Source organism: Paraliobacillus zengyii (assembly GCF_003268595.1).
Taxonomy (GTDB): domain Bacteria; phylum Bacillota; class Bacilli; order Bacillales; family Amphibacillaceae; genus Paraliobacillus_A; species Paraliobacillus_A zengyii.
Genome location: NZ_CP029797.1, coordinates 1073073 through 1085293, shown reverse-complemented (window position 1 = coordinate 1085293; position 12221 = coordinate 1073073). Strand labels below are relative to the sequence as shown.

Sequence of the window (12221 nt, the reverse complement as noted above, 5' to 3'; positions counted from 1 at the left end):
CGTCATTTTAGGATTGAACAAATTCCTTCAATTGGTCATAACCAATTTTCACTTCTTGCATCCAAGGTATTAACGCACGCTTTTGTGCTAATTCTTCTTGTACTTTCTTTATCCATTGTTTTTCAGATGCTGCCCGTGCCATTAAAACTTTATCTCTTGTTCCTGCTCGATACAGACTTCGATTAATAACCCACCATTTCGGTACAATATCAGCACGCTTTAAATCTTCTTGTAACCGAGCGGCTTCAAAAACAGGCGTCGCCTCTGGTAAGGTAACAATAACGACACTTGTTTCTTTAGGATTACGTAATCGTGGCAACAAGTTTTTAACACTTGTTGGAACATATCCTGTCGATCTGCTCATCTCTTTGTGATACGCTTCAGATGAATCAAGTAAGAGTAATGTATGTCCTGTTGGTGCTGTATCAATTACGACAATTTCCTGTTCAGATCTTTCCACAACAGCTGCAAAAGCACGAAAGACTGCAATCTCTTCTGTACATGGTGACGCAAGGTCTTCTTGCAAATAAGCACGTTCTTCTTCACTTAAATCACCAGCTGCTGTAATCACTTCCTTTTTGTATTTTTCAACTTCCTCTTCTGGATTTATGCTACTAACCGATAAATCCTGATTGATCGCACTGTTTTTAAACATATAATCCAGGTGAGCAGCTGGATCTGTCATTGTTAAGTGGACTTTATGTCCTCTCTCTGTAAGTCCAACTGCGATCGCTGCTGCAATTGACGTTTTACCGACGCCACCTTTACCCATTGTAAAAATAACACGCGTATTATTTATTGAAAAATCTTCAATCATATCTTTCAGGTCGGATAGTGGCTCAAGCGCTATTTCATCTTCCTTCATTTCTGTTTCAATAGTCCGATTCTCACTAACAAGTTGACGAAGGTGCGCAATACCAGTTAATGAATAAGAAACATAAGGTAATGATACTGTCTTAATTTGTTTCAGTTCTTCTGGTGTTTGTTTTAATGCTTCTCCTTGCCCTTTATAAAAAGCAGTTGCAATTTCGTCATTGGAATTACCTGACAGAAATAGTCCATTAATTAGAAGTAGTTGATTTTCTATCCCAATATCTCTTAATTCTATCGATGCTCGATTCGCTTCTATTAATGTTGATTCTTCTGGTCTTGCGACTAAAATTAACATCGTTTTTTCTGGATTAGAAAGCGATTGAACTGCTTTTTGATACATATCTTTTTTTTCACCAAGTCCTGATAATGGACCTAAACAAGAAGCGCCATGCGTGCTTTCATCTAGAAAACCCGTCCAAGCAGTTGGTAACGATAATAGACGAAGTGTGTGTCCAGTTGGCGCTGTATCAAATAAGACATAATCATATTGGCTAAAAATAGCATCATCGGCTAGTAAGTGTGAGAAAGCATCAAATGCTGCAATTTCTACCGTACAAGCGCCTGAAAGCTGTTCCTCCATTTGATTAATCACAGACTCTGGCAGTTTATCACGATACGGTCCAACCGTATTCTCACGATATACACGTGCTGCTTCTTCAGGATCAATATTACTTGCAAATAAATTCTTTACACTTGGGATTTCAATAGGCTGGCGATTCAGTTCCAAACCAAACACATCCTGTAAATTGGAGGCCGGGTCCGTACTAACAAGTAATACCTTTTTTCCTTGATCGGCAAGTGTTACCGCCGTTGCACAAGCTACCGATGTTTTTCCAACTCCGCCTTTTCCAGTGAAAAATAAATATGGTGTTTCTACATGTTCGATTGGTTTATATACAGGATACATTTTTATAGCCATCTCCTAGTTAAGATTCAACCGGATGCGTGGTTTTTGCGTTAATTCCTCTGCATCAACGTTAAGCCATTTTGAAAATTCTTCATTTGTTGGATATTCGCCTACTTTTACAATTTCATTATCTAAAAGTGTTACAGGCAGTGCATCTGCACCCTTCTCATTAAGCACCTGATTGACTGTTTCGTTATTCGTAAAAGCAGCTGGATCATTTGCTAAATTAAAACGTGTAATGTTATTGCCCTTTTGTTCGAGTGAATAAACTGCTGATGCGACACGTGTTAAATTAGGATCTACGGTAGGACCACAAACGCCAGTAGAACAACACATTGCCGGGTCGAAAATTTCAATTTTACTCATTATGAAAACTCCTTTTTTATTATTTAATTAGACTTAACTTCTTTGTTTGGAAACCAATGTTTAGTCTTATTTGCTATTCGCACCAAAATCAACATAACTGGCACTTCAACGAGCACACCTACAATAACTGCTAATGCAACTGGTGATGATGCACCAAATAATGCAATCGCAACGGCAAGTGATAATTCAAAAAAGTTGGAAGCACCTATCATTCCAGCTGGTGCTGCAATTGTATGATTTAGCTTCAATTTTTTTGCTGCTAAATAAGCAATAAAGAAAATAAAGAATGTTTGAATCGTTAATGGAATTGCAATTAACAGAATGTGTAACGTATTCCCTAATAAAATTTCCGCCTGGAATGAGAAAATGATAATTAACGTCAGTAATAAACCAATAATTGTCGTATTATTAAATTTAGGTAAAAATTTATTCTCGAAATAGTCTAGTCCTTTACGGTTAATCATCATAACCCTCGTAATAATTCCTGCTGCTAAAGGAACAACTACAAATAACACAATCGATAAGATCAACGTATTCCAAGGTACAGTTACACCACTAACACCAAGTAAAAATGCAACAATCGGTGTGTAGGCAATTAGAATAATCAAATCATTTGTCGCAACTTGAACTACTGTATAGGCAGCATTCCCTTTTGTTAAATGACTCCAGACAAACACCATTGCTGTACAAGGCGCAGCGCCCAAGATAATAGCACCAGCCAAGTAGCTTTGTGCTAAATCATCCGGTATGATATTACCGAACACAACATAAAAGAAAAATGCCGCAATTCCATACATGGTAAATGGTTTGATTAACCAATTCACAACCCATGTGATATATAATCCTTTACGATCTTTACTTACATTTTTCACACTCTGAAAGTTTACTTTCATCATCATTGGATAAATCATAACCCAAATTAAAATTGCAATAGGAATCGAAATTTCCGCATATTCAAATTGTCCTAACATGTCAGGAATTGCTGGTATGAAATTCCCAATTAATACACCTATAACCATACAAGCCAATACCCATACCGTTAAAAATCGTTCAAAAAAACTCATGTAAATAGTCCTCCTTGTTTACTTACTAACAACATGTAATTCGTGTACCATTTTCTTCTAGTTCTTTTAATTTTTCTGTTTGATCAGGTAGTTGATTAATAATCTGTTCGATAAAGCCATAATAATCATTTTCTTTATTAATGGAGTAAAAAATCCATTGACCTTGTCGCTTCTCCTTTACAATTCCAACATCTCTTAATTTACGAAGGTGTTGGCTGATCGATGGTTGACTCATTTCAAAGATTTCAACAAGCTCACAAACACAACAATCATCTGTATCAAGTAGCTTTACCATTGTTAGACGCGTCTTATCACCTAATAACTTTAATATCATTGCTGCTTTATCCATTTCAATCACAGTTTTTAACATTCATAAACACCACCATTCTATTTGTGTATTATTATATAACTATTCGCTTATATATGCAATGTAGAAATTAAAACTTATTATTAAATTAAGTTTTAGTCGTGACTAGTTGAAACGGTTACGACTTTTTTCTAAAATGTCCTCTGAGAAGAAGTTTCTCTCTACTAAATCTCTATTAAACCCGCTTTCGACAAAACTACCTCTGAGACGCTATGTCACTTTCGTATTCTTTTTGTTAAAATGAAAAAAGAGTAGGTTTTTGGATTAATACATAATTAAAACTACAATATATTTAGAAAAGGAAGAATTAAAATGGAGAAAACAAAAGATGTAAGTAAGCAGTTAGACAGCAAGGTATGGAAGAAAATTGACGTCCCTAGTCGTTTTTCTGATCTATTGTATATGTTAACGAAACAGCAATTGGATACTATTCGTAAGACGCTTGACCTTAAAGGGCTTAGTTCATTAAATAAAGGAGAGCTTGTAGAAGAACTCGGCAGATTAATCCCATTACAGATGGAGCAGATTTTGCATACGTTCGACCTAGAGCGCTATGATTTAATCAAACAAATAAGTGCCAACACGGGAATGGTAGTAATCTCTGATGACTTTTCTTACGCAAAGATTGAATCACTGTTAGAGTATGGCATTATTTTCCTAGGTTTATATAATGATCAAAAAGTATTAACCATGCCACTTGAATTAATCGAGCTTTTTAAAGAGCTTGATGTTCCAGAACTTCAACCTGTTTTAAAGCGAAACGAAGAGTGGATTAAACTTACTCATGGGCTACTTTATTATTATGGTGTATTAGATACTGCAATAATAGAAAAGGTAGAAGCACTCACCAATCAGGAAATTGATACTAGCAGCTATTTTGAAGTTATCAACAGTGCAAGTGATTATTATCAACAAATAAATTCTGATTTCTATGGCTTTAGTGATCAACGCGTATCCGATCCCAAACAAATTATTAAAGACCATCAAACAAGAAGCAATATAGATTATTATCCTTTCACAAAAAAACAATTACTAAAAGCTGGTGAGCTAAACTTTATTGATAAAACACCTGCTATGGAACGTTTTTTAAAGCTTCTACAAAAAGAATATAAACTTAATGCTAAACAAACGGATGATGTGGCGCGTCAATTTGTAAACATGACCAATTTAGATGCGTCTCCTGCACAAATGTTATCATATTTACAAACATATATTACCTTGCCATCCTTTGAGTCTGTCCAACAGATGACAGCGGAAATTATCGAAGTTTATAATAATATTCGGATGTGGATGTTAAAGGGACATACTTCAGTTGAGTTGAAACCAGCCGAACAAAAACAGTTAAAACCTTTACCTACTAAGGAAGAAAAGCGTTCAAAGGTAGTTGACATAAGAAGCTATAAGAAAATCGGGCGAAATGAGCCTTGCCCATGTGGTAGTGGTAAAAAATACAAAAAGTGCTGCTTGTAAACAATAAATTCTATTTTAACGGTGGTCGCTCGATTATCTAATTTTTCGACTGAATATGCTTGCGTTTCGCTCGATTAATCAGTTTTTCGCTTGATTACGCTTGCGTTTCGCTCGATTAAGTGTCTATTAGAGACCCTTTCACAAACAGCGGTTGCTGCTAATTGCTTTCAGTGGTGATCAATTTGACGTATGATAGTTAGAGATAGTTAATCATTTACAATTGGAGTGTTAACAGATGCAGGAGAGATTAAAAGCAGTAACAGCTTGGATGAACGATGAAAATATTGACGTTACTTTTTTAAATTCAACGGAAAATGTTTATTACTTATCTAATTTCTACACCGATCCGCATGAACGGCTAATGGGGATTTTCTTATTTAAGAATGGACAGCCCTTATTTGTCTTACCTGCAATGGAGGTCGGACAATTGAAAAGTGCCGGTTGGGATTATGAGATTATTGGCTATTCCGATCATGAGGATCCGTGGGAGTTCATTAAAAACGCTGTCCAAACAAAAGAGCTTCCAACAGTTGAAACAGTTGCGTTTGAAAAGGAAGTACTCACTTATGGTCGTAGTCAAGCATTCTTGGAGTTATTTTCTCAGGTGCAAGTAGTTTCTGCTGAAGATAAGTTAAATGAAATGCGTGTAGTAAAAGACGAGAATGAAATTGCTGTGATGCGACAGGCTGCAAAAATGGCTGACTTTGGTGTGCAAGTAGGTGTGGATGCACTTGTCGAGGGTATTAGTGAAATGGAAGTTTTAGCGAAAATTGAATTTGAACTCAAGAAAAAAGGGATTCGTGAAATGTCATTTTCAACGATGGTTCTTTTTGGAGAGAAATCTGGTGATCCGCATGGCAATCCGGGTGATCGGACATTAAAAGCTGGTGATATGGTATTGTTCGATCTAGGTGTTGTACTAGACGGATATTGTTCCGATATAACGCGGACAGTTGCTTATAAATCAGTCACTGATAAGAAAAAAGAAATCTATCAAACTGTTTTAAAGGCGGAGCAAGCATCACTAGCTATCAGTAAGCCTGGTAATCGTGTTGGAGATTTAGACCAAGTTGCGCGAGATATCATCACTGCATCTGGCTATGGAGACTACTTTCCACATCGTATCGGACATGGCTTAGGAATAAACGTGCACGAGTTTCCGTCCATGAGTCATTTAAATGATGGCATATTAAAAGCTGGAATGGTCTATACAATCGAACCAGGAATCTACCTTCCAGGACTAGGTGGCGTGCGTATTGAAGATGATGTGCTTATTACAGCAGATGGCTGTGAAACGTTAACGAACTATCCAAAAGAGCTACAAATTATATCTTAACCGTATAAAAAGCACAATCGATTTTGCTGTATCGCAATCGATTGTGCTTTTTACTTATATTTTATGTTCGCTCGATTATTCGTAATTTCGCCCGATTATGTGCTGCGTTCGCTCGACTAATCAGTTTATCGCCCGATTCCAGCTAAGTTCGCTCAATTATCTAGATTTCCGCTCGATTCCACTTTCCGTTCGCCCGATTCGAGCTTACAAACCACAAATTTGCTCCAGTCAAAATCTGCCTGATTTAAAGATAGAAAATAGTAACCATATAAACATTAATATTGCTATAATAAATCCTATTTCTATTGCTGGTATGTTCCAAAGAAGTGATGCTTGTCCACTTATTGCTGAACCGACAATTAATCCAACCATAATGATACTAAAGGCTAGTAAAACAATACTGAAAGATAGCCTGTTACTGACTCTATCAAGCTTGGTTAAGATCATTTCAACTTTTGGAATATCCACTTCGATTGGAATGTTGCCTTTTTTCGCTATCGAAGCGAATTGATGTATCTGTTTTGGAAGATCGGTGACTACTTCTTCAAATTCGTTCCATTGATTGAAAAATTTATCTGCCAACCTTTTAGGATGGAATCGTTCCTTAAGCAACTGTCGACCAAATGGTTCGGCTACTTTGATAATACTGATATCTGGATCAAGCTTTTCAACCATTGCTTCCATTGTTATAAGTGCTTTCGCAACTAAGGTTAGTTCAGTTGGAATGTGAATACGATGATGATTAGCTACGGATAATAGGTCATTTACCGCTTCTCCTAGACTAATTTTACTTAAGGGAACGTCATAATATGTATCTCTTAATTCATCAACATCCATTGTTAAATTCTCCATATCAACGTCATCAGGCAAGGTGCCCATTTCAGATAATGCTTTAATAACACCATCTGTACTTTGGCGCATCATCGAAATAACTAAAGTTGAGAAATGCATTCGCATCGCTGGTGTAAGGCGACCTACCATACCAAAATCCATAAATAAAATCACATCATTAGGTAATGCCGCAACATTCCCTGGATGTGGATCGCCATGGAAAAACCCCTCTATTAATATTTGCTGAAAAATAGCATGGGCCACACGCTCAGCCAACACTTTCGCATTATATCCTTCTTGTTCAATCGCTTCTAATTGATTTAATTTCGTTCCTTTTACATATTCCATTGTTAATACTTTTTTAGTCGAATATTCCCAATAGATACTAGGAATATAAATATTCGGATTATCGATAAATTGTTTTGCTATTTTATCTGCATTGCGGCCTTCCACACCGTAATCTAGTTCAGCAAGAAGTGCTTTAGAAAACTCATCAATAATCGCTTTTATTTGGTATTTGGCTGCCCAATCTAATCGATGCTCAGCTCGGACTGCTAATTGTTGAAGAATCTCTAAATCTGTTTTAATCGTTCGTTCAATATTCGGTCGTTGCACTTTAACAGCGACCTGTTCTCCTGTCTTTAAAACACCATAATGCACTTGTCCGATTGATGCTGATCCAAGAGGTGTTTGAATAAATGAATCAAAGATTTGATCCATTTCCATACCAAGCTCTTGCTCAATAATGCCTTTCACTTCCTCATATGAAAATGCAGGCACATGGTCTTGTAGCTTTTCTAACTCTTGGATAATTTCTGCTGGAATTAAATCATAGCGCGTGCTTGCCAGTTGCCCCATTTTTATATAGGTCGGACCCAACTCTTCTAAAAATAAGCGGATCCGCTCTCCCGTTGTTTTTTTATGCGGTTCTTGATAATTTCGGACGACTAAGCGTTTCGGTAAAGAAAGGAGTTCATATAATCCTAGTTCTTTAACGATGAAGCCAAAGCCGTTATGTGAAAAAGCCATAGCTATATCGCGATAACGTTGGATATAGCGTATTCTTCTTGTGAAAATAAGAAACTCCTCCCCTCCTTAACGTTTATTCTGATTTTTTCAATTGTTCTTCTAATGCAATGACACGCTGCTCCAATGCTTTGACATCTTCTTTTGTTGCAACATGTAAGTTATCAAATAGCTGGTTGAATCTTTTTTGGATTTTTTCATCTAGATCCTTTTGCGATTCTTTTCCTTTTTTCAATAGATCATCCATAAACTCGCTTGATTCTTGGCGAGTTAATTCTCCCTTTTTAACTAATTCATCAATCATCTTCTCTGCCTGTTCCTTACTAGTTACAGCTAAACCTAGTCCTAACGCCATTCCTTTTTTCAATGTATCTCTCATTTACAAACACCCTCTCCATTAATTCTTTATATCCCTTATTCTACCTACAATATTTAAAAGAGTAAAGCCACAGGGGCTTTACTCTTTGCTTGCTCACTCACTTTTTTTCCTAACATTCGTAATCCAAGCTTTATCCTCATCCATCATTTTCTTAGCTGCATATAGCATTAAGAACTGGATGATGATGATCGGCAAGCCCATTATACCTGAGAGCACTTCTAGTGGTGCAAGACCACCTATTCGCATTAGTATAAGTGAAATTACTGTTATTACAGCTGCCACTATTATTCGTAAAATCTTTGATGGCTCTTCTTCACTCATGTTTTTTGTCCCAGTGTAAGAAGCAATTGTATACGTTGTTGAATCTAATGTTGTTGTTAGGAATATCATTGCAACAACAATAAAGGCTACAAGCACAATCGTAGAAAATGGTAACGTTGTAAGAATCGCCGGGATAGCAGCCATTGCGTCTTCACTAACAATATCTAATACCGGAACAGTTCCATTTAGAAATCTATCCACACCAAGGCCACCTAATACACCAGTTGCAACCCATGAGATCATTGTCGGTGCTAATAAATAAGTTAAGATCATTTCTCTTATTGTTCTACCTCGTGATATTTTAGCAGCAAATACACTATGCAACATTGCCCACGTAGCACTATATGCAAACCAGAATACTGTTTGACTTTCTATATAAGTCTCTCCGCCCATTCCTAATGAATTGGTATAGAGCGACATATTAATATAATTTGAGAATAAGAAACCAACACTATCTGTGAAATAATTAAGAATAAAAATTCCAGGTCCGGCCAGCATTATAAAGAATGCAAATGCACCAGCCAAGTACATATTAAACGTACTTAATCGTTTGATCCCTTTTTCAATACCTAAGTATGCACTAATGGAGAACAAGCAGACCCAGACGATGGTCACAAATAAAGTTAAACCAAAGGACTGTTCCATGTTAAATATTTCAGCTATATTGTATGTTACAATTGGCGCCCCTAAACCTAAGGTAACCGCCGCACCAGTAAGAATACTAACTAGGAAAATGATGTCAAGTATTTTTCCACCAATTCCATCTGTGAATGCATCACCAAAAATCGTTCTACATGCTTCTGAAATACGCATAAGTGGCTTCTTGCGCACATGTAAAATGTACCCCATTGCAGGAGCGGCCATTACAAAAATCGCAAATACTTGGAAACTCCACATAAACATACTGTAAGAATTACCCCATAATAACGCCTCTGCTGACGCTGGCTCCACACCAAACGGTGGATCCTCTGCAACTTTTGCCCACTGCACCATGCCTGTGCGCATAATTGTTGAGCCTAAGCCCATCGCGATCAGAATCGAAGCATACTCAAACAAATTAAACCGCGGTTTCTCTGTTGGATTACCTAAAACAACATCCCCATATTTAGAAAAAGATAAATACAAGCCAGCAGCAACCAATATAACTGCATACCATATGTACCCCCATGAAAATACGTGAACAATTTGATCAAAAATATTATTTAATAATGCAAGTGATTCTGATTCATACATCGAAAAAGGAACACATATTGCAATAACAATAAGGATCGATGGTGCAAATATTTTATAATCTATCAATCTGCCTTTCTTATTCATAAAAAAACCTCCATAAAGAATAAAACTACCAATTACTTGTCAGAAAATGTTGTTCCCCTCTATTTTAATTATTAAACATAGCAGTGTGAATTATAAATTCTTTATTTAAAATGACTCTACTTTCCCATCAAAAAATAAATACTAATTGTTGACTCTTTTTAGTTTATATTATAGCTATTATATTGCTTGACAATCTTTTAAAAAACCTACTTTCTAAAAGATTGTAGGCTACTACGAAACAACTATATATTCCGACGTAAGGAGAGTTATTTCCCCGAGTAATCGCTGGGCCAAAGAACACTTTCGAGTGGATCATCAGCCCTTCTTAATCATGTAGAACAAGTTGAATATCCACTCGGAAGTTGAGTAATTGACTAACTGTTATATAAGATCGAATATCTTTTACAAATAAGGAAAGCATAATACTAACTATTAACTAAAGGGGGATTATAATGTCCATTGATTATGTAATACTGATTTTTATTTGGATTATTGGTGCATTTATTAGTATATTCTTCATTACTAAACAGCAAAAAAAAAGGTTTATATTTGCGGCTCTTCTGTTTCAATCTATTACTTGGCTGAATTCCTTGATCCATTTAGAACTGGAGTTAATTGCTTTCCCTATTCGGGAATTTCCTAGAGCTACGGATGTTCTTTTTGCGACAGAATACTTCTTATATCCCATACTTTATGCACTATATATTATTCATGAACCGAAGAAACATTTCTTACTTCGGTTTATCTATTTACTCGTAGTGGTTTCTGGATTAGTTGGACTAGAATTAATATTGGTCCATTTCACAAACTTGGTTGTATACATTCATTATGCTTGGTATTTAGAATGGATCGCTTTTTTTATTATGTTTATGCTAACCAATTATCTATACCACTGGTTTCATAAGGAGTATTCATTTTCGGAAAATGAAGAGAGGATGTTACAATGAAATTGGAATGGATTATATTAGTTATTGTCTGGGCTATTGGGATCGCTTTAATTTTTATCATCCCTAAAAATAAAAGGCGACTAGCACTTGTAGCATTTCTATTTAAACAGGTTATTACATTATTGTTTGGATCGGTTGTAGTGCAATTTGATTTAATCGCATATCCGATAAGATTATTTGCTGATGTCAATCGCGCTAGTTTTTCATACGAGTTTTTCCTATATCCTATTGTGTGTGCTGTTTTCAATGTATTCTATCCAGTTTCAAAAAGTATTTTATATAGGCTCGGCTTTTTTACTGTTTTTTGTTCAGCATTGACAATTACCGAAATATTTTTGGTGCAATACACAGATTTAATTGATTATTTACAGTGGTCTTGGTACTTGACCTGGATTACATTGTTTCTCACATTTCTTCTCTCAAGAAAGTTTTTTATATGGTTTTTCAATAATACATTCATCCAAGACAGGAACGCTAATGATGAGTAGAAAAAACAAACAGTTGGAATACAAACACCCAGTCGCCGCGCTAGTATGGTCATTTGCCTTACCTGGTTTCGGACAAATTTACAATGGTCAACTAGTATTAGGGATTATCTTAGTGTTATTGGAACTAATTATTAATCAATACTCTTTACTAAACATTTCTATATTTTATAGTTTTCACGGTGATTTTCAACTTGGACATGACGTCATTAATTATCAATGGGGAATGTATTATCCATCCATTTGGGCATTCTCGATGTGGCATGCATACAATAAATCCATTTCGATTAATCACTATTTAAATGAGGGAAAAAACAAGAAAATCTATCTTACTGGTTTCTTCTTTGGTGGAGTATTTGGTATGAACTTAGGCATTTATTGGCACGTTTTTTTTCTTTCTACAATAGGGTCGTTTTCTTTTTTAGCAAGCCCTGTATTTTCCGGATTACTTACTGGTATTGCCTTTTCCTTTATTGGTCATTTGTTCGAAAAAATACTTCTTCACATCCGAACACGCAAACAAATCTCATAA

At 35.9% G+C, this 12221-nt stretch carries 12 protein-coding genes; 5 read left to right on the top strand and 7 right to left on the bottom strand.

Annotated elements, in window-relative coordinates:
- Positions 1 to 7: 7 nt before the first annotated feature.
- From arsA to DM447_RS05385, 4 genes are read right to left on the bottom strand one after another with little or no spacing between them, the layout of a single operon-like run.
- Positions 8 to 1780: an arsenical pump-driving ATPase gene (gene arsA / locus DM447_RS05400; protein WP_112180245.1), complete on the bottom strand. Its 1773-nt coding sequence runs from the start codon at positions 1778 to 1780 to the stop codon at positions 8 to 10.
- 15 nt (positions 1781 to 1795) lie between these two features.
- Positions 1796 to 2146 (bottom strand): arsenite efflux transporter metallochaperone ArsD, encoded by a 351-nt coding sequence (gene arsD, locus DM447_RS05395; RefSeq protein WP_112180244.1) that lies wholly within the window; start codon positions 2144 to 2146, stop codon positions 1796 to 1798.
- 23 nt (positions 2147 to 2169) lie between these two features.
- Positions 2170 to 3210, bottom strand: coding sequence for an ACR3 family arsenite efflux transporter (arsB, locus tag DM447_RS05390; RefSeq protein ID WP_112180243.1), 1041 nt, complete (start codon positions 3208 to 3210; stop codon positions 2170 to 2172).
- Positions 3211 to 3235: 25 nt separating this feature from the next.
- Positions 3236 to 3580 (bottom strand): ArsR/SmtB family transcription factor, encoded by a 345-nt coding sequence (locus DM447_RS05385; RefSeq protein ID WP_112180242.1) that lies wholly within the window; start codon positions 3578 to 3580, stop codon positions 3236 to 3238.
- A gap of 309 nt (positions 3581 to 3889) precedes the next feature.
- Between DM447_RS05385 and DM447_RS05380 the strand changes: the two genes are divergently transcribed.
- Both DM447_RS05380 and DM447_RS05375 read left to right on the top strand, forming a co-directional pair.
- Positions 3890 to 5047: a YecA/YgfB family protein gene (locus DM447_RS05380; RefSeq protein WP_112180241.1), complete on the top strand. Its 1158-nt coding sequence runs from the start codon at positions 3890 to 3892 to the stop codon at positions 5045 to 5047.
- A gap of 235 nt (positions 5048 to 5282) precedes the next feature.
- Complete coding sequence (locus tag DM447_RS05375) at positions 5283 to 6383, top strand: M24 family metallopeptidase (RefSeq protein WP_112180240.1); 1101 nt, start codon at positions 5283 to 5285, stop codon at positions 6381 to 6383.
- Between the two features lie 228 nt (positions 6384 to 6611).
- Here DM447_RS05375 and DM447_RS05370 read toward each other — a convergent pair whose 3' ends face one another.
- The 3 genes from DM447_RS05370 to DM447_RS05360 all read right to left on the bottom strand — a co-directional run bounded on the left by DM447_RS05370 (position 6612) and on the right by DM447_RS05360 (position 10257).
- Positions 6612 to 8243, bottom strand: coding sequence for an ABC1 kinase family protein (locus DM447_RS05370; protein WP_112180239.1), 1632 nt, complete (start codon positions 8241 to 8243; stop codon positions 6612 to 6614).
- A 73-nt stretch (positions 8244 to 8316) separates the two neighbouring features.
- Positions 8317 to 8619 (bottom strand): phasin family protein, encoded by a 303-nt coding sequence (locus DM447_RS05365; protein WP_112180238.1) that lies wholly within the window; start codon positions 8617 to 8619, stop codon positions 8317 to 8319.
- Between the two features lie 93 nt (positions 8620 to 8712).
- A complete protein-coding gene (locus tag DM447_RS05360) occupies positions 8713 to 10257 on the bottom strand; it encodes a BCCT family transporter (protein ID WP_112180237.1) in 1545 nt (514 codons plus the stop codon).
- 452 nt (positions 10258 to 10709) lie between these two features.
- Between DM447_RS05360 and DM447_RS05355 the strand changes: the two genes are divergently transcribed.
- From DM447_RS05355 to DM447_RS05345, 3 genes are read left to right on the top strand one after another with little or no spacing between them, the layout of a single operon-like run.
- Positions 10710 to 11204, top strand: a complete 495-nt coding sequence (locus DM447_RS05355) for a CBO0543 family protein (RefSeq protein WP_112180236.1) — start codon at positions 10710 to 10712, stop codon at positions 11202 to 11204.
- On the top strand, positions 11201 to 11692 hold the full coding sequence (locus tag DM447_RS05350; protein WP_112180235.1) for a CBO0543 family protein: 492 nt from the start codon (positions 11201 to 11203) through the stop codon (positions 11690 to 11692). Before DM447_RS05355 ends, DM447_RS05350 begins: the two co-directional genes overlap by 4 nt.
- Positions 11685 to 12221 (top strand): hypothetical protein, encoded by a 537-nt coding sequence (locus tag DM447_RS05345; RefSeq protein WP_112180234.1) that lies wholly within the window; start codon positions 11685 to 11687, stop codon positions 12219 to 12221. Before DM447_RS05350 ends, DM447_RS05345 begins: the two co-directional genes overlap by 8 nt.

Coding starts and splice junctions, on each gene's coding strand:
- arsA (WP_112180245.1), bottom strand. CDS start 1,780: ATGTATCCTGTATATAAACCAATCGAACATGTAGAAACACCATATTTA.
- arsD (WP_112180244.1), bottom strand. CDS start 2,146: ATGAGTAAAATTGAAATTTTCGACCCGGCAATGTGTTGTTCTACTGGC.
- arsB (WP_112180243.1), bottom strand. CDS start 3,210: ATGAGTTTTTTTGAACGATTTTTAACGGTATGGGTATTGGCTTGTATG.
- DM447_RS05385 (WP_112180242.1), bottom strand. CDS start 3,580: ATGTTAAAAACTGTGATTGAAATGGATAAAGCAGCAATGATATTAAAG.
- DM447_RS05380 (WP_112180241.1), top strand. CDS start 3,890: ATGGAGAAAACAAAAGATGTAAGTAAGCAGTTAGACAGCAAGGTATGG.
- DM447_RS05375 (WP_112180240.1), top strand. CDS start 5,283: ATGCAGGAGAGATTAAAAGCAGTAACAGCTTGGATGAACGATGAAAAT.
- DM447_RS05370 (WP_112180239.1), bottom strand. CDS start 8,243: ATGGCTTTTTCACATAACGGCTTTGGCTTCATCGTTAAAGAACTAGGA.
- DM447_RS05365 (WP_112180238.1), bottom strand. CDS start 8,619: ATGAGAGATACATTGAAAAAAGGAATGGCGTTAGGACTAGGTTTAGCT.
- DM447_RS05360 (WP_112180237.1), bottom strand. CDS start 10,257: ATGAATAAGAAAGGCAGATTGATAGATTATAAAATATTTGCACCATCG.
- DM447_RS05355 (WP_112180236.1), top strand. CDS start 10,710: ATGTCCATTGATTATGTAATACTGATTTTTATTTGGATTATTGGTGCA.
- DM447_RS05350 (WP_112180235.1), top strand. CDS start 11,201: ATGAAATTGGAATGGATTATATTAGTTATTGTCTGGGCTATTGGGATC.
- DM447_RS05345 (WP_112180234.1), top strand. CDS start 11,685: ATGAGTAGAAAAAACAAACAGTTGGAATACAAACACCCAGTCGCCGCG.